Here is a 16916-nt window from a genome sequence, read left to right as displayed (position 1 = left end):
GCCCCGTGTCCGCCTCACTGCGGCTCCGCTGTCGCTCCGCCGCGTTTCGCGCGCCGGGCGATTCATTCTGTTTCGGCTCATCGCCGAAACAGTTGAATCGCCTCCTTAGGCGTGGCGCGCGAGGGATTTCAATCGTCGCCCGCTGGGATTTCATTTCATTTTGCTCATCGCAAAACGAGCGAAATCCCTCTTCAGGCGGGCGGGCGACGGGAGAGCTTTGAACCGGACGAAACTGCCCTGCGCGGGCGGCGGCCGAGTGACCTCGGCGGGACAGAGCGAAACTGTGTTTCGCTTACTTGTTTGCTTTGTCTCATTCTTTGTCCGTGCGCCTGGGCGGTTCATTCTATTTCGGCTCATCGCCGAAACAGTTGAATCGCCTCCTAAGGCGTGGCGCGCGGCGAGCTTTGAACCGGACGAAACTGCCCTGCGCGGGCGGCGGCCGGGTGACCCCGGCGGGACGGAGCGATACTACGTATCGCTTACTTATTTGCTGTACCCCGTTCTATGTCCGCGCGCCGGGGCGATTCAAATGGTTACAGCTTCCGGATCATGATCCGCATGGTCGTTCCTTTGTCCGGTTCCGAATCTACTACAAAAATGCGGCCATGATGGTACTCCTCAATAATCCGTTTGCTCAGCGAAAGCCCCAGACCCCATCCGCGCGTCTTGGTCGTGAAACCCGGCCGGAAGATACGTTTGAAGTTCGCTTTCGGCATCCCTTTGCCCGTGTCCCGGATGTCGATGCAGATCCACCGGTCGTCCCGTACCGATAATTGTACCGTGATCGAACCCCTGCCCTGCAGCGCGTCGAGGGCGTTTTTCAGCAGGTTCTCGACCACCCAGCCGAAAAGCGCCTCGTTCACCATCCCCTGAATCGGTTCGGCGGTGCACGGAGCGAAGTTGAGCGTCACGTTTTTCGGGATCCGGGTCTGAAAATAGGTCACAGCCGCCGCCACCAGCTCGTAGATATTCCGCGGTGCGAGGTTGGTCGTCGCTCCGATCTTTGAGAAACGGTCTACCACCTTGAGCAGCCGGGTCAGGTCTTTGCTCATTTCGTCCACGACGAACGGTTCTACGCTGTTCTGGCTCCGGAGGTACTCCAGCCAGCCGAGCAGCGAGCTGGTCGGTGTCCCTAACTGGTGGGCCGTCTCTTTGGCCATCCCGATCCAGACCCGGTTCTGCTCGCTGAGTTTCGACGAGCGGAAGGCGATGAAGGCGAAGCCGATGAAGACGGCGAAGATGCTGAGCTGGATCCACGGAAAGTACTGCAAGGCTTTGAGCAGCGGCGATTCGTCGTAAAAGACGCGGACGACGGTTCCTTGGGCGGTCGGTATCTCGATCGGGTCGCGGCCGCCGGAGCGCATGCTCTCCAGTTTGTCGGCCAGCCGATCGGGATCGGCCATCACGGCCGGGTCGATCAGCCGGTAGCGGAGCACGCGCAGGTGGTCGTCGCAGACGATCACGGGGATGTCTTCCGAGAAGTTGATGATTCGGTTCAGAATCGCCGCCTGAGCCCTCGCGCCGTTGGAGGCGGCCTTGACGCTCTCGCCCACGGCGAACGACCAGAGGTGAATCTCGTGCCGTTCCTTGTCGCGCAGCTGCCCCACGAGGTAGTTCGAGTAGACGAGCGAGGCGACGCCGATCGCGCATCCGAGCATGATGAAGAGCAGTTTGCCGCGATATCCGATGGTGAATCTGCGCATAGAGAGGCGGGGAGGATGAAAGATTAGGCGGAAAAGGTCGTCTCGCCGCGGGCCGGCACCGAGGCTTCGGCCAGATAGCCGGTGTCTTCGAGCAGCGTCTCGCCGCGGGCCGCGGTGGTGGCGAGCAGGTCGCACCGCTCGTTCTCGATGTTGTCGGCGTGGCCTTTGATCCAGATGAACCGGACAGTGTGGCGCCCGAAGACACGCAGGAAGCGTCGCCATAAATCCGGATTCTTCTTTCCGGCGAATCCTTTGCGCATCCAGCCGTAAATCCACCCTTTTTGAACCGCGTCCACCACGTATTTGGAGTCGGAGTAGACGGTCACGTCGAGTCCGTCTCGTTTCAGGGCTTCGAGGCCGGTGATGACGGCGAGGAGCTCCATGCGGTTGTTGGTGGTGAGCCGGTAACCGGCCGAAATCTCGCGCCGGTGGGGGCCGGCCAGCAGCACGACGCCGTAGCCTCCGGGGCCCGGGTTGCCGAGCGAGGAGCCGTCGGTATATATCGTCACACGGTTGTTCATCTCTATTCGCAAAGATAAAATTTTTTCGGACGCAGCGGCACTCCCCGGCTGCCGGAGGATTTTTGTGCGGGGAGCCGGGACTCTTCGCTATCTTTGCCGGGAGAGAAATTTGCCGGGAGAGAAACCGGAACGATGACCGGATGAAAGATTTCGCCGCCATAGACTTCGAGACCGCCAACGGCCGTCCGTCGAGCATCTGCTCGGTCGGACTGGTCGTCGTGCGGGGCGGCGAGATCGCCGGGCGGCTGCATCGGCTGATCCGGCCCACGCCGAACTACTATTACCGCTTCTTCACCGAGCAGATACACGGCATCTGTGCCGAGGATACAGACGACGCGCCGCTCTTTCCGGAGGTCTGGAACACGGAGGTCGCGCCGCTGGTCGACGGGCTGCCGCTGGTGGCCCACAATGCCGCTTTCGACGAGCGGGCCCTGCGGGCGGCTTACGAAGCGTATGGGATGGATTATCCGGCCGACTACCGGTTCTATTGTACGTTGCGGGCGGCGCGGAGGCTCATTCCGAAAGCGGAGATCGGGAATCACCGTTTGCCGACGGTTTGTGCGTGGCTGGGGATTCCGTTCGAGGGACACCACCATGCGCTGGCCGATGCCGAGGGGTGCGCCCGGATCGCGATGCGGATTTTATAACGGAGAGGCGCCGGTCAAATTTCGACCAGCCCGTTCTTGATGGCGTAGACGACCAGATTCGCCGTGTTTTTGCAGTTGGTTTTTTCGAGGATGTTGGCCCGGTGCTTGTCCACCGTCCGTTTCGAGATGAAGAGCGTGTCGGCGATCTCGTAGTTGGTCATCCCTTTGCAGATCAGTAGCAGAATCTCCTTTTCCCGAGCCGAGAGGGCGGCTTCGTCGGTCGCCTCCTCTTCTGCCTCGGGCAGCTCTTCGGCCTCGCTGTCCGACGAGGAGCGCAGGTTGCTCACCAGGTTGAACAGCAGCTCCTGAGAAAAGTACGACCCGCCCTCCAGCACCGCCTCGATGGCGGCGTAGACCTCCGTGATGTCCGAGTTCTTGAGCAGGAATCCCTTGACGCCCTGCGAGACCATCTTGAAGTAGTAGTCCTCCTCGCCGTACATCGATAGGGTGATGATCCGCAGCTCGGGCCAATGTTTCAGTGCTTCGGCCGCCGCCTCGATGCCGTTCATGTCGGGCATGGCGATGTCGAGCAGCACGACGTCCGGCAGCCGTTCCGCCTGCTCCAGCCACCCGAGCATCTCGCGCCCGGTGGCCGCTTCGCCCACCACGCGGAACCGGGGGTGGGAGTTGAGCAGCAACTTCAGTCCGTTGCGGAACAGGGCGTGGTCGTCTACTTGCAGGATGGTGTATTTTTCTTCTTTCATCGTGCGAATCCCTCCTTATCGAAATGCGGCTTCGGCCCGGACTACCCGCACCAGGGCGCGGCATAACGTACGTAAATCCTCCTCGCCGATCACATAAGGAGGCATCGTATAGATCAACCGTCCGAAAGGCCGGATCCAGATCCCCTCTTCCACGAAAGCGGCCTGAATGCGGGCCATCTCGACCGGCCGGGTCATCTCGACCACGCCGATCGCCCCCAGTGTCCGCACGTCCCGTACCGCTCCGGCCGGTATCAGCTCCCGTAGCGGCGCCAGCTCTTCGGTCAATATCGCCTCGATCCGTCCGATGCGCTCCGGCAGGTTCATCTCCGTGAGCAGGCTCAGCGACTCGTTGGCCACGGCACAGGCCAGCGGGTTCCCCATGAAGGTCGGCCCGTGCATGAACGGCCCGTCGATCCCCCGCGCCACCCTCGCCGCCGCCACGACGGCCGCCAGTGTCATGTATCCTCCGGTGAGCGCCTTCCCGACACAGAGGATGTCCGGTACCACGCCCGCCCACTCGCAGGCGAACAGACGTCCCGTGCGTCCGAATCCGGTCGCGATCTCGTCCGCCACCAGCAGCACGCCGTACTCCCGGCACAATTCCGCCACGCCGCGCAGGTATTCCGGATGGTAGAACCACATCCCGCCGGCCCCCTGCACCACGGGTTCCAGAATGAAACCCGCCAGCCGGTCGCCCAGCTGTTCGAATGCCTCGCGCACCGGTCTCAGCGCCTCCGGATTCCACGCGTCGCGGAAGGCGACGTCCGGCCGCGGAACGAAGTGCTGTACGGCCAGCCGCCCCTGCCACAAGGCGTGCATCCCGCCCTCCGGGTCGCAGACGCTCATCGCGTGCCACGTGTCGCCGTGGTAGCCCCCGCGGATGGTGATAAACTCCCGCTTTTGAAGATGTCCCTGTGCCTGCTGCCATTGCAGGGCCATCTTCATCGCCACCTCCACGGCTACCGACCCCGAGTCGGCGAAAAAGACGAACTCCGGTTTCTGCGGGTCGCCGTCGCTCAGCTCCGATCCCGGAACCATAGCCAATAGTTTTTGCCCCAGCTCTACCGCGGGACGGTGGGTCAGGCCGCCGAACATCACGTGGGACATCTCCGCCAGCTGCCGTTCGACGGCGGCGTTCAGCCGCGGATGGTTGTAGCCGTGCACGGCGCACCACCACGACGACATGCCGTCGATGAGCTGCCGCCCGTCCTCCAGCTCGATCCGCACGCCGCTGCAGCGCCGCACGCCGTAGACGGGCAGCGGGGCGACGGCCGAGGTGTAGGGGTGCCACAGATGTTCCCGATCCCACTGGATCGGGTCGTTCGGGTCGAGGGAGGAACGATTCATTGCGTTGTTTCAGATTTTCGGAACAGGGCCTATCCGGCTGCGATCATCGAGACGATCTGGATGCAGATGATCAGCAGCACCATGGCCACCGGATAGACCGTGGCATAAGCGACGCTGACCGCGCTGCTGTCGGACATCGAGTCGGCCGCCGCCAGCCCCGGGGTGCTGGTCATCCCGCCGGTTAGCGTCCCCAACAGGTCTAAGATGTTGAGCCGGAAAAAGTAACGGGCTACGACCACGGTCACGACCATGGGCAGCAGGGTGATGAAAAAGCCGCCGATGAAGAGCGACCATCCGCTCGTCCGGAACGTTTCGACGAGTCCGACGCCGGCCGAGGTGCCGACGTTGGCGAGGAACAGGAGCAGTCCCAACTGCCGCAGCAGCTGGTTGGCGGGCCCGGACATGGTCCATAGCACCGGCCCGGTCTTCCCGATGGCGCTCAGCACCAGCGCGGTCAGCAGCACGCCGCCGGTCAGGCCGAACGAGAAGGTGAAGCTGTCGGAAAAGGAGAGCGAAATCTTGCCGACGATGACCCCCAGCGCAATCCCGAGGGCGATCGGCAGGAAGTCGGTGTCCGAGACGCGTTTCCCTTCGTTGCCGATGAAGCTCAGCACCTCTTCCATGCTGTCTTTCCGCCCGACGAGGGTCAGTTTGTCACCGAACTTCAGGGCGAGCGAGGGTTCGGGCGCCAGGTCGATGCCGGCGCGCCGGATGCGGGTTACGATGCAGCCGAAGTTCTGCTGCAGGTTGAGGCTTCCGAGGGTGCGGTTGACGAGCGGCCGGGCGGTGACCAGCCCGGTCTGCAGTTCGACGTTCTTGCCGAACGGCAGCTCGCCTTCGATCCGTTCGCCGACGAATTCCACGGTCTTGTCGTGCGACACGGGTGTCCCGACCACTTTGATCAGGTCGCCGGCCTGAAGAACGGTCGTTGCGTGGGGCAGGATGGACTCTTCGCCGCGCACGATGCGCGAGATCACGGCGCCGGTGTACTGCCGCAGCCGAATGTCCTGCAGCCGCCGTCCGACGATCAGCGGATTGGTCACGCGGTAGGCATGGGCCACGATGTCGGGATTGAGTTCGCGCCGGTCGGCTTCGAGGGCGCGTTCCTCTTTCCGGAGGTCGATTTTCAGCACCCGCGGCAGGAGCTTGACGAAGAGAATCACGCCGATCACGCCGAACGGATAGGCGATCCCGTACGAGATGGCGGCATTGTCACCGGCGATCTCCCGGGCGGTGGCCAGCCCGGGGGTGCTGGTCAGCGCGCCGGCCAGCAGCCCTGCGGTGTCGGCTGCGTTCAGCCCGCAGATGTATTTCACGGCGAGGGTGGTGACGGTAGCGGTCACGATGAGCAGCGCGGCGAGTCCGGCGAGGCTTTTCCCCTTGCTTTTGAAGGTGCTGAAGAATCCGGGGCCGGCCTGGATCCCGATGGCGAAGATAAAGAGGGTCATCCCGAAGTTCCCGAGCTCGGCGGGCACGACGACGCCGAAGTGGCCGAAGAGCAGGGCGACGAAGATCACGGCGGAGACGTCTAGGTTGATTCCTTTGATGTCGATGCGGCCGACGATGAAGCCGAGGGCGATGATGACGAAGAGGACAAAGATGGGGGAGCTGAGTAAGGAATGGGCCATGCGCGAAAAGGGTATTTTACGCAAAGATAGGGATTTTCGCGGGAAGGCCTGGGTTGGATGTAGGTTTTGGGCAGAGGTTACCTATTGCCCTCTGCGGAGCGTGAGGCGCGCGAACAGAGAACAGGGCGAAGTAAACAAGTAAGCGAAACGTAGTTTCGCTCCGTCCTGCCGGGGTCACCCGGCCGCCGCCCGCGCAGGGCAGTTCCGTCCGGTTCTAAGCTCGACCGCGCGCCACGCCTTAAAAGGGAAATCGTCAAAATGCACTGGTGCGTTTTGACAGGATTTCCCCAAGGCGCGCGGGAAATCCGTCGCCCGCCCGCAAAGAGGGCATATTCTGCCGATTGGCGGCGAGCCAATCGAGCAAGAATTGCCGCGGGCGACGATTGAAATGTTCTGCGCGCCCCGTCTTAGGAGGCGATTCAACTCTTTCGGCGACGAGCCGAAAGAGAATGAATCGCCCTAGGCGCGCAAAATTGCGGCGGAGCGATAGCGGAGCCACAGGGGCTGACACGGGGACGAGAGCGAGTAGCGCGATTCCTTATGGAATCGCCGGGCTTGCGCGCTGGGCCTACGGCCCACCCGGGGAGCGCGCAGCCCGAACCGGGCGGAGATTTGGGCTGAGCGGGAGTGGGTCGGAGTCAGCGAGGCCGGAAACAAGCACCGCGCAGTTGCAGGCCTCTGCCGGGAGGGCTCCGGCCCGTGCGACCCTACGGGTCGCAGGGTTTGAAAATCATACAGGATCAAGCTCGGGTTCGAAGTTCCCCAATCAGTCGAGTCTTCCGTTTATTCCGAGAGGCAACGCAACTGAAAACCGATGGCGCGATAGTTCGCGCCACTGGGGTAGAGTTTCGTCGCGCCGAAGTCCAAGTACATGCCACGATAGTGGTCCTCCGAATTGTAAGACGTGGACGACCAGCTGTACCCGCGGTTGCCGATGCCCCTTGCTATGCCTTCCCAGCCCGTACGACCGAAGTCGCGGAAGCCCGGGGCGGGGTTTTTTCCGCGCGCCTTGGGAAATCTTGTTCAAACACGACTGCGTGTTTGAACGATTTCCCCCTTAAGGCGTGGCGCGCGGTTTTTAGTACTTTTTGAGTCGCCCGCAGGAATTTCATCTCGATTTTGCTCACCGCAAAACGAGTGAAATTCCTCTTTAAGCGGGGCGGGCGACTGTCGAGCTTCGAGCCGGACGGAACTGCCCTGCGCGGGCGGCGTCCGGGTGACCCCGGCGGGACGGAGCGAAACTACGTTTCGCTGCGGCTGTGTCAGCCCAATAGGGTAGAGGCTGCCTGTTAGGGTAGACCCGGCCAATTGTGAGTGCGACACGCCCCGTTTATTCCGAGAGGCAACGCAACTGAAGACCGTAGGCACGGCTTGGTCCGTCCTGAGGATTCAAATGCTTGGTGCTAAAATATAAATCCACACTGCCGATACCGCCCGTATCGGACGACCAATTGTACCCGTGGTTGCCGACGTCCACCGGATCGCCCGAGAAGGCGTTGCGGCGGCCCGGGGCGGGGACTATTTCATGCATGCGAGAACCCGGCTCTGCCTCAACCGGACAAAATCAGCGGACGACGAAGTCGCTCTGCTCCAGGTGCTCGTAGTAGGTTTGCAGGAAGCCTTTCAGGCGGTCTAACTGCGCTGAATCCGGACGGACGCCCTCCCGGATCAGGTCGCGTTCTTCCGACGGGTCGTTCAGTAGGTCGAACAGGTGGATCACCTCGTGCTCGTCGAAGAACATCGCCGCCGAGTCCGTGATCCACTGGAACGTCCCGTCGATGTAGTTGACCGCGAACGCTTCGCGGGCCGTCCGTGTCGAATCGGCCCGGATCTCGAACATGTCCTGCCCGTAGGCGAAGAACGGTTTGTCGTAGCCCGTCAGCCCCAGCAGCGTCGGCATCAGGTCGATCTGCTGCGCGATGTGGCGGTCGTCGCCCCGCAGCGAGCCGTCCGGCGTGTAGAGGAAGAAGATGATGTGCGAATCGCCGGTCGGCGTCTTCGTGAGCGGGTCGTAGACCTCGCTCGATATGTGGTCGGCCGTGAAGACGAAGATCGTGTTATCGAACCACGGCTGCCGACGGGCATATTCGAAAAAGCCGCGCAGCGAGCGGTCGGTATAGGCCACCGGCTGCTGAGCCTTGGTGTGTCCCTTCGGCAGCACTTTCTCGTACCCCTCCGGAACGACGAACGGATGGTGCGACGAGAGGGTGAAGACCGTAGCGAAGAACGGTTTCGGCACGCTGTCCAGCTCGCGCGCCATGTAGCGCAGGAACGGCCCGTCCCAGATGCCCCAGTAGCCGTCGTCGTCTTCCGTACCGACCGTAGCTTCGTAGTTCTCGCGCGTGCGGGTGTTGCGCACTCCCGACAGCATGGCGTAGGCCACGAAGCCCATCGACTTGTACTCCGAACCGTTGAAGAACCAGGTCGAGTAGCCTTCGTCGCCCAGCAGCCGGGCCAGTCCGTGGGTCTCGCCCAGCGAGTAGGGGGTGATGACGAACGGGGTCTTGAACGACGGAATGGAGCTCAGCACCGACGGCAGGGCGTCGATCGACTTGCGTCCGTTGGCGTGGGCGCGGCGGAAGAGGTAGCCCTCCTGCATCAGCGAGTCGAGGAACGGGGTGTAGCTCTCCCCGTCGCGGTACAGATGCGGGTTGAGGTAGGCGGAGTGCTCGTAGCTGAAGCTTTCGAGGACGAAAATCACGATGTTCTTTCCGCGCTGCGAGCCGAACCGGCCGTGGCGCAGGCTGTCGGCCGCCGGGTAGTGGTAGGGCGAGAAGCGGGCGGCCAGTTCGGCCGGGTCGGCGAAGTATTTGACGTAGGAGAGCTTCCGGTTGGTGATGGTGCGGAGGATACAGAACGGGTTGGTGAGCACGGCCGAGGCTTTGGCCGGAGAGCGGGCGAACTGGGCGGCGTGGCTCATGGCGATGGGACGGATGCCGTGTCCCAGCCCGCCGCGCATGCCGCCGACGAGCAGCACCACCGATCCGAGCGCCAGCACGGTGTTGACGACGACGAAGAGCCACATGGGTCGCAGCCGCCTCGGTGCGGGCCGCACGAGGCGGTAGAGCAGGATCATCCCCCATACCAGCGCGATGCCGATCAGAAGCAGGTACCAGTTTTCGCCGAGGGCTTTCCAGAGGATATGGCCGGTGTTGTCATTGCCGGTGAAGTGGAACTCGTCGACGGTGAACCGTTTCTTGGCGTAGTGGAAGTAGACGGTGTCGGCGAGGTTGAGCAGCACGACGATCGATCCGACGCCGATCCACAGGCCGAAGAGCATCCGCTGGTAACCTTTTCCGCTGCGTCCTGGTATGGGCAGCAGCGACAGGAAGACGAACAGGCAGTAGACGTAGCAGAGGCAGGCGGTGTCGAAGAGCAGTCCGCCGCGCAGCAGGGCGGGAATCTCGCCCCAGGTGAGCGGCCCGAGGGTGTCGGTATTGAAGAGGTAGAAGATCGCCCGCAGGAGGAAGAGCAGGAGGTAGACGATTCCCAGCCGCCAGAGCAGTACGGTCAGGGTGTTGTGCAGCCAGGGGCGCAGTCGTTCGTTCATCGTGTTTCGTGCTTTTTTTTGAAAAAGCATGAGGAACAACTGCCTGCACTTGAGGGACTAAGAGGAACCCGGCCGCGGACAGATGCCCTCATGCCGTATTGTGGTTGGATGTGGATACAATACGGGTGAGTGGCTCTCTGTTCCCGCGGCCGTTGAAGTCTCTTAGTTTTCAAGTGCGGAACCTGAGGCTGCTGTATTTTCTGATGGTATGTGTGTTTTTTTCTGGGTGTGTAGCGCAGCGGGCGCTACGGTTTCAGTCGGTGTTTGTCGTTTTGTGTGACAAAGATACTTTTTTTCGGGGTACGGGGGAAACCGTGCCGTTCGGCAGGGCGGAGGGAGGGGGTAGATTGGAGTACGGACAGAGAATGGGGCGGAGGCTGCCTTAGCGATGCGTAAGCATCGCTCCGTCCCGCCGGGGTCACCCGGCCGCCGCCCGCGCAGGGCAGTTCCGTCCGGCTCGAAGCTCGACAGTCGCCCGCCCCGCTTAAAGAGGAATTTCACTCGTTTTGCGGTGAGCAAAACCGAGATGAAATTCCTGCGGGCGACTCAAAAAGTACTAAAAACCGCGCGCCATGTCTTAACAGGGAAATCGTCAAAATGTGCTGGCACATTTTGACTGGATTTCCCCCAGGCGCGCGAAATCAAATCCCCGCCCCGGGCTACCGCAGCCGAACCACTGGTTTGCAACGAAGTGTCGGGTTCGATGGTTTCAACTGGTCGAATGCGGCCAGCAACACCGATGGAGTCTCTCTGTGGTTCAATGCACAGGAGCTCGCTTCCTGCTATGAAAATTATCGCGGCTACGGTTTTCAGTTGCGTTGCCTCTCGGAATAAACGGAAACCCCGCCCCGGGCTTCCGCGAGAGAGCCAATGGTGAACTGGTGAGCGTCGGCAGCAACGGGTTCAGCTACTCGTCGTCGGTGAGCGGCAGCAACGGGGTGTACTTGCATTTCGTCGTGACGTACCTCAATCCCAGCAGCGCGGGTTACCGTGCCCACGGTTTTCAGTTGCGTTGCCTCTCGGAATAAACGGGAAAGACCCCGCCCCGGGCCGCCGCGGTTATGAAGAGGGGGCTTTGTGGGGAAACGGCAGCGAGGGTTCCGTCTGGTCGGGTTCGCCTCATGGTACAGGAAGCGTATATCTGCGTTTTGTTATGGGGGCGATACAATCCAATCTCTCAAGTGGCCGTGCCCACGGTTTTCAGTTGCGTTGCCTCTCGGAATAAACGGAAACACAAACAACCCGTTCCCGGGCGATATGGCGGAACGAGAGGAGGGTTTTCGGAAAAGTATGCTATTTTTGTACGGAGGCCGGTGGAAAAATCGACCGAACGCGATGTATAAGTTTCTGATCCTGCTCAAAAAAGAGTTCCTGCAGATTTTCCGCGATAAGTTTATCTGGCGGTCGGTTTTGTTGTTGCCCGTGGTGCAGCTGTTGGTCTTGCCGCTGGCGGCGAATAACGAAATACGGGACTTCCGGATGGCGGCGATCGACCGCGACAATACGCAGTTCAGCAGAATGATGCTGACCGAATTGCAGGCCGGAGGATATTTCACCCTGTCGGCCTCGGCGGCGGCGTGGGCCGAGGCGGTGCGGATGATCGAACGGGGAGAGGTGGATATGATCGTCGAGATTCCGACCGATTTCGAACGAGACATTGTCCTGGGACGCGGGGCGGAGCTGTCTGTGCACGTTTCGGCGATCAACGGCCTGAGTGCAGGTGTGGCGGCCGGGTATGTCAATACGATTGCCGGTGAGTTCGCCCGGCGGCTGACGGCCGAACGGTTGATTCCGGAGCGGGTCGGACAGGGAGAGGGGGCGTTCCCGGCGCAGGTCGGGGTGTCGGTGCAGGAGTGGTATAATCCGAAGTTCGACTATAAAATGGTGATCGTGCCGGGCATCCTGGCCTTGCTGGTGACGATCGTCGGCATGTCGATGATGGCGCTCAATGCGGTGAAGGAGAAGGAGCGCGGGACGATCGAACAGCTCAATGTCACGCCGATGAGCCGGACGCAGTATGCGCTGGCGAAAACAGTGCCGTTTTTTATCATCGGGCTGGTGCAGTTCACGATCGGACTGGTGTTGGCGCGGATGGTCTACGGCATTTCGGTGGCGGGGAGTGTCGGCGTTCTGTACGGCATTATCGCGCTTTATTTGCTCGGGTTGCTTTTTCTGGGATTCGTGGTGTCGAATGTGTCGCAGACGCAGGTGCAGTCGATCTTTCTGAGCTTTTTCATCATGATGGTGCTGATTCTGATGAGCGGACTGTTCACGCCGGTGGAGAGCATGCCGGAATGGGCGCAACGGGCGGATCAGCTGAATCCGGTGGCGCATATTATTTCGGCGATCAAAATGGTGTTGGTCAAAGGGAGTCCGGCGGCCGACCTGAAGAGTCATTGGGTGATGCTGGGGATATTCGCTGGGGTGATGGGCGTGGCGGCGGTGACCACTTTCCGGAAGTTCAGCCGGTGAGTCGGGACGGTCGTTGGTAGCGCCGGCGTCCGCACTTTGAGTCTTGCGGAGCGTGAGTGCGCGGACAGAGAATGGTGTGAAGATTTGGGCTGAGCAAGTAAGTGGAAATGCGGAGCATTTCCCGTCCACGGGACGTGGGACCTGCGCGGCCCGAGGCCAGTCGATGCTCAACCGCGCGCCGCGGCCTAAAGAGGCGATTCAACTATTTCGGCGATGAGCCGAAATAGAATGAATCGCCCAAGCGCGCGACAAAGAATTGGGTGTAGCAAACAAGTAAGCGATACGTAGTATCGCTCCGTCCCGCCGGGGCGCCCACCGGGCGTTTTATTAGGGTTCTTTCTGCCTTATTAGCCGGCCGCCGCCCGCGGAAGGGCAGTTCTATCCTGTTAGGGTAGAGGCGGCCATTTCGGAGTGCCCGCAGGCACCGCGCGCCACGCCTTAATAGGGAAATCGTTCAAAGCGACTTGCGCTTTGGACAAGATTTCCCAAAGGCGCGCGGACAAGAATCATATAAAAATCGAGATGAAATCCCAGCGGGCGACGGTTGAATTGTCCCGGCGCGCATAAAGCTCGCTCCGCGCGCGATTGCTGGAGTAGGAAATCATCCAAACGCGTGAGGGCGCGTTTGGATAAGATTTCCGCCAGCGCGCGGACGAAGAATGTGTTTTCAAAAAACGGCACCGGCGGAGCGATAGCGGAGCCGCAGTGAGGCGGACACGGGGCGGAGAATAGGGCTGAATAGTTACGGCCCGCAGGGCCGTGCAGTCCGACGCCATCCCACGCGGCGGGCTGCAACTCGACGGAGCTCGTTGCGCCCTTCGCTGGCGCCGAACTGCAATGGATTTTTCGGCCCGCGCGGCTTTTTTGAGCCGCAAAGTAGGGTAAAGGCTGCTTTGTTGGGGTAGGCCCGGCCAACGTTGGGGTAGAGGTGGTAATTGGGAGTGCGGCACGCACCGTTTATTCCGAGAGGCAACGCAACTGAAGACCGGTGGCGCGGTTGTCCGAGTAACTGGTGTGGAGGTACTGCGAACGGAAATACAAGTCCAGGCCGTAGATGCCGCTCGTGGCGGAAGACAAACTGTACCCATGGTCGCCGATACTCCTTGCAATGCCTTCCCAGCCTGTACGGCCGAAGTCGCGGTAGCCCGGGGCGGGGTTTGTTTTTTCGCGCGCCTTGGGAAATCTTGTCAAAACGCACGAGTGCATTTTGACGATTTCCCCGTTAAGGCGTGGCGCGCGGTCGAGCTTTGAGCCGGACGGAATTGCCCTACGCGGGCCCCACGTCCCGTGGACGGGCGAAACTGCGTTTCGCTGCGGCTGTGTCGGTAAACTGGAGTAGAGGTTGCTTATTGGGGTAGAGGCTACCAATTGTGAGTGCGACACGCCCCGTTTATTCCGAGAGGCAACGCAACTGAAAACCGTAGGCGCGGGTGTTCGCGTGACTGGGATCGAGCCACGTTACGCCGAAATCCAAGTGCATGCCATTGATACTGCTGACCGTCGAAGACCAGCTGTAACCGTAGCTGCCGACGTGGCCTAGCGCGCCCGTATCCCGACGGCGGAAGCCCGGGGCGGGGCAATATGGACGCTGCAACGTTCGGGGGAACTCCTCTTCGGCTCCAAACGTCAAAAAATTTGGCGGAATCGAAAAAAGCATTTACCTTTGCAGTCCGCAATCGGCTTCATGCGCAATCCATAGCGCCCGGAAGCCGGGTGACGGCAGCCATCAAGGCCCTTTCGTCTATCGGTTAGGACACAAGATTTTCATTCTTGGAAGAGGGGTTCGATTCCCCTAGGGGCTACGACGAAGTAAAACATAGCGATTTTTAACATAATGGCAAATCACAAGTCATCTCAGAAACGGATTCGGCAGACCGAAGCGCGGCGGTTGCATAATCGTTACTACCACAAAACCGCGCGGAACGCGGTGAAGGCACTGCGGAATACGACCGACAAGGCTGCTGCCGAGGCGCTGCTGCCGAAAGTGGTGGCGATGCTGGACAAATTGGCGAAACGGCATATCATCCATGCCAATAAGGCCGCTAATCTGAAGAGCGCACTCCAGTTGAAAGTGAACGCATTGGCGTAATCTTCTTTTTGGAAAAGAGAAGGCGCCGCGCCTTCTCGCAATGCCCGGATGGCGGAATTGGTAGACGCGTTGGTCTCAAACACCAATGGAGCGATCCGTGCCGGTTCGATCCCGGCTCCGGGTACGGAATAATCCCTTGTCAGTCGAAAGACCGGCAAGGGATTTCTGCTCTTTTCTGTCTCCCGAATGAACCAGCACGAACAGTATATGCGGATGGCTCTGGCCGAAGCGCGCGAAGCATTGCGCCGGGAAGAAATCCCGATCGGCGCGGTAGTCGTCTCGCGCGATCGCGTCATCGCCCGGGCGCACAACCTCACCGAGACCTTGAACGACGTCACCGCGCATGCCGAAATGCAGGCCTTGACGGCCGCCGCTGCTGCGTTGGGGGGGAAATATCTGGATCGCTGCACCCTCTATGTGACCGTCGAACCTTGTCCCATGTGTGCGGCAGCGCTGCGTTGGGCACAGCTCGGGGCGCTCGTCTACGGCGCGGCGGATCCGAAACGGGGTTATACCACGGTGTCCGAAACCCTGCTGCACCCGAAAACTGAGGTCACGGGAGGGGTGCTGAGCGAAGAGTGCGCAGACCTGATAACCGGCTTTTTCGAACGGTTGCGCGCTCGAGGCCTCTGACCGCCGCTCGGCGCGGAACGGGAAATGAGCCCCGCATTTTGAAAATTCCGGGAAAATCGCTAAACTTGTCCTTGCTGTGCCCTTTGCGGCCGGCTTCGGAGACGGATATATTAACCTAAACATACCGTAAACATGAAACGAATCAAAATGTGGAGCGCCGTGCTCGTCGCCACGACGATGATCGGCAGCGCGGCGGCGCAGAGCGTCGAAGAGGTGGGCCTCAAGATGAAAGAGGCGGGCGAATTGTTGAACAACAAACAGATCGTTCAGGCGATTCCCGTGCTCGAGGAGGTGATCCGGATGGGCCAGGCAGCGGGAGCCGATGCTGCGGATATCGTGGCCGAAGCACAGAAAGTGCTGCCGGCATGCTATCAGCAGAAAGGGAGCAACCTCTATAAAGCGAAAGATACGGAGGGAGCTATTATTGCTTTCGTCAAGGCGGCCGACCTGGCAGAGCTGCAGGGCAATGTGATGATGAGCCGTCAGCTGGGACGTGCGATTTCGCAGCTCTACATGGCTCAGGGGATTGCCAGCTTCAATACGAAAGACTACACCAAAGCCCTCGAAAGTTTCCAGAAAGGGGTGGAGAAGGATCCGAGCAATATCCAGCTGGCTTATTTCACCGCGAAATCGTATGCCGAGCTGGGACAGTTGGATGAAGCGACGGCGCTCTACCGTCAGGTGATTGCTGCGGGGACGGAGAACAGCAAATTCGCAGAGCAGGCCAAGGGAGCCCAGGCGGATATGAACAACTATCTGCTGGTGGCGGCTTCGGAAGCGGCCAAAGCGGGCGATATCGAAAAGGTGAAGGCTTATGCGGAAATGATTCCGGAGAGTGCCGATGCCGGCCTGTTGCTGATCCAGACGGCCAACAACCTCAAGAAATACGACATCGTGGTGGCGAACGGGGCAGAGGCTTATGCCGCTCAGACGGATGAGGCACAGAAAGCGAACATCGCTTATCTGCTGGGTGTCGCTTATCAGAATCGCGGGAACAATGCCAAGGCGATCGAATGGCTGAAGAAAGTGACTGCGGGGGGTAATGTGGCGGCAGCCAAGGCTTTGGCGAGCGATTTGGCGGCGCAGTAGGTTGTGGCGGCACTTTTGTGCGGGAGTTTTGCGGGACGATATTCCGGAATGGAATATCGTCCCGTTTTTTGTTGGAGATCGGGGGAGTCCTGCGGAGCCTGAGGCTCGCGGACCAGAATGGGGTAGAGGCTGCCCATTGCCCACCGCGGGCACGCGGGGCCTGCCCGGCCCGAGGGCAGTTCCAGCCGGCTCGAAGCTCGATCGTCGCCCGCCCCGCTTAAAGAGGAATTTCACTCGTTTTGCGGTGAGCAAAATTGAGATGAAATCCCAGCGGGCGACGGTTGAATCGCCCCAGGCGCGCGGAAAAAATGCGAACAAAGCTCGCCCCGCGTGCGACAGCGGAGCCGCAGTGAGGCGGACACGGGGCTGAGAGCGAGTAGCACGATTCCGAAAGGAATCGCCGGCCTCGGGCGCAGCGACGCTTTAGCGGCGCGGGGGAGGCGCGCCGAGGACGAATAGGGCTGAGAACGAGTAGCGTGATTCCGCGAGGAATCGCCGGGCTTGCGCGCTGGGCCTTCGGCCCACCCGGGGAG

The 16916-nt window shown here is 60.8% G+C and carries 16 protein-coding genes, 2 tRNA genes and 1 pseudogene; 10 read left to right on the top strand and 9 right to left on the bottom strand.

Features of this window, described 5'->3' with window-relative positions:
• Window positions 1-533 precede the first annotated feature (533 nt).
• Window positions 534-1703 (bottom strand): ATP-binding protein, encoded by a 1170-nt coding sequence (locus QZ292_RS06175; RefSeq protein ID WP_294599324.1) that lies wholly within the window; start codon window positions 1701-1703, stop codon window positions 534-536.
• Window positions 1704-1726: 23 nt separating this feature from the next.
• Window positions 1727-2224: a ribonuclease HI gene (gene rnhA / locus QZ292_RS06170; RefSeq protein WP_294599326.1), complete on the bottom strand. Its 498-nt coding sequence runs from the start codon at window positions 2222-2224 to the stop codon at window positions 1727-1729.
• Between the two features lie 140 nt (window positions 2225-2364).
• Between rnhA and QZ292_RS06165 the strand changes: the two genes are divergently transcribed.
• A complete protein-coding gene (locus QZ292_RS06165) occupies window positions 2365-2871 on the top strand; it encodes a 3'-5' exonuclease (RefSeq protein WP_294599321.1) in 507 nt (168 codons plus the stop codon).
• Window positions 2872-2885: 14 nt separating this feature from the next.
• On the opposite strand, the gene QZ292_RS06160 is transcribed toward QZ292_RS06165, so the two are convergent.
• The 5 genes and pseudogenes from QZ292_RS06160 to QZ292_RS06140 all read right to left on the bottom strand — a co-directional run bounded on the left by QZ292_RS06160 (window position 2886) and on the right by QZ292_RS06140 (window position 10100).
• Complete coding sequence (locus QZ292_RS06160) at window positions 2886-3575, bottom strand: response regulator transcription factor (RefSeq protein WP_294599317.1); 690 nt, start codon at window positions 3573-3575, stop codon at window positions 2886-2888.
• 15 nt (window positions 3576-3590) lie between these two features.
• Window positions 3591-4886: pseudogene (gene bioA, locus QZ292_RS06155) on the bottom strand (adenosylmethionine--8-amino-7-oxononanoate transaminase); the annotation flags it as partial.
• 65 nt (window positions 4887-4951) lie between these two features.
• On the bottom strand, window positions 4952-6550 hold the full coding sequence (locus QZ292_RS06150; RefSeq protein ID WP_294599312.1) for an aspartate:alanine exchanger family transporter: 1599 nt from the start codon (window positions 6548-6550) through the stop codon (window positions 4952-4954).
• A gap of 1330 nt (window positions 6551-7880) precedes the next feature.
• Window positions 7881-8081, bottom strand: coding sequence for a hypothetical protein (locus QZ292_RS06145; RefSeq protein WP_294599307.1), 201 nt, complete (start codon window positions 8079-8081; stop codon window positions 7881-7883).
• A gap of 33 nt (window positions 8082-8114) precedes the next feature.
• Window positions 8115-10100, bottom strand: coding sequence for an alkaline phosphatase family protein (locus QZ292_RS06140; RefSeq protein WP_294599303.1), 1986 nt, complete (start codon window positions 10098-10100; stop codon window positions 8115-8117).
• A 681-nt stretch (window positions 10101-10781) separates the two neighbouring features.
• Here QZ292_RS06140 and QZ292_RS06135 point away from each other — a divergent pair.
• From QZ292_RS06135 to QZ292_RS06120, 4 genes are all read left to right on the top strand, one after another.
• Window positions 10782-10934, top strand: a complete 153-nt coding sequence (locus QZ292_RS06135) for a hypothetical protein (RefSeq protein WP_294599300.1) — start codon at window positions 10782-10784, stop codon at window positions 10932-10934.
• The gene (locus QZ292_RS06130; RefSeq protein WP_294599297.1) at window positions 10919-11128 is read left to right on the top strand and encodes a hypothetical protein; all 210 of its coding nucleotides are present in this window, start codon (window positions 10919-10921) and stop codon (window positions 11126-11128) included. Before QZ292_RS06135 ends, QZ292_RS06130 begins: the two co-directional genes overlap by 16 nt.
• A complete protein-coding gene (locus QZ292_RS06125; RefSeq protein ID WP_294599293.1) occupies window positions 11113-11325 on the top strand; it encodes a hypothetical protein in 213 nt (70 codons plus the stop codon). Before QZ292_RS06130 ends, QZ292_RS06125 begins: the two co-directional genes overlap by 16 nt.
• 110 nt (window positions 11326-11435) lie before the next feature.
• Window positions 11436-12572 carry an ABC transporter permease gene (locus tag QZ292_RS06120; RefSeq protein ID WP_294599290.1) on the top strand — a complete coding sequence of 379 codons (1137 nt, stop codon included), beginning with the start codon at window positions 11436-11438 and terminating at the stop codon, window positions 12570-12572.
• Window positions 12573-13529: 957 nt separating this feature from the next.
• On the opposite strand, the gene QZ292_RS06115 is transcribed toward QZ292_RS06120, so the two are convergent.
• Window positions 13530-13763, bottom strand: coding sequence for a hypothetical protein (locus QZ292_RS06115; protein WP_294599284.1), 234 nt, complete (start codon window positions 13761-13763; stop codon window positions 13530-13532).
• A 199-nt stretch (window positions 13764-13962) separates the two neighbouring features.
• On the bottom strand, window positions 13963-14166 hold the full coding sequence (locus QZ292_RS06110; protein ID WP_294599280.1) for a hypothetical protein: 204 nt from the start codon (window positions 14164-14166) through the stop codon (window positions 13963-13965).
• A 136-nt stretch (window positions 14167-14302) separates the two neighbouring features.
• Between QZ292_RS06110 and QZ292_RS06105 the strand changes: the two genes are divergently transcribed.
• The 5 genes from QZ292_RS06105 to QZ292_RS06085 all read left to right on the top strand — a co-directional run bounded on the left by QZ292_RS06105 (window position 14303) and on the right by QZ292_RS06085 (window position 16383).
• Window positions 14303-14374 (top strand) — tRNA-Glu (locus QZ292_RS06105).
• A gap of 32 nt (window positions 14375-14406) precedes the next feature.
• The gene (gene rpsT / locus QZ292_RS06100; protein WP_294599276.1) at window positions 14407-14661 is read left to right on the top strand and encodes a 30S ribosomal protein S20; all 255 of its coding nucleotides are present in this window, start codon (window positions 14407-14409) and stop codon (window positions 14659-14661) included.
• A 42-nt stretch (window positions 14662-14703) separates the two neighbouring features.
• Window positions 14704-14785, top strand: a tRNA-Leu gene (locus tag QZ292_RS06095).
• Between the two features lie 62 nt (window positions 14786-14847).
• On the top strand, window positions 14848-15294 hold the full coding sequence (locus QZ292_RS06090; RefSeq protein WP_294599271.1) for a nucleoside deaminase: 447 nt from the start codon (window positions 14848-14850) through the stop codon (window positions 15292-15294).
• Between the two features lie 132 nt (window positions 15295-15426).
• A complete protein-coding gene (locus QZ292_RS06085; RefSeq protein ID WP_294599268.1) occupies window positions 15427-16383 on the top strand; it encodes a tetratricopeptide repeat protein in 957 nt (318 codons plus the stop codon).
• The last annotated feature ends 533 nt before the right edge of the window (window positions 16384-16916 follow it).

This window comes from uncultured Rikenella sp., from assembly GCF_910577125.1.
Lineage (GTDB): Bacteria > Bacteroidota > Bacteroidia > Bacteroidales > Rikenellaceae > Rikenella.
This window is presented reverse-complemented; position numbering and strand designations above follow the sequence as displayed.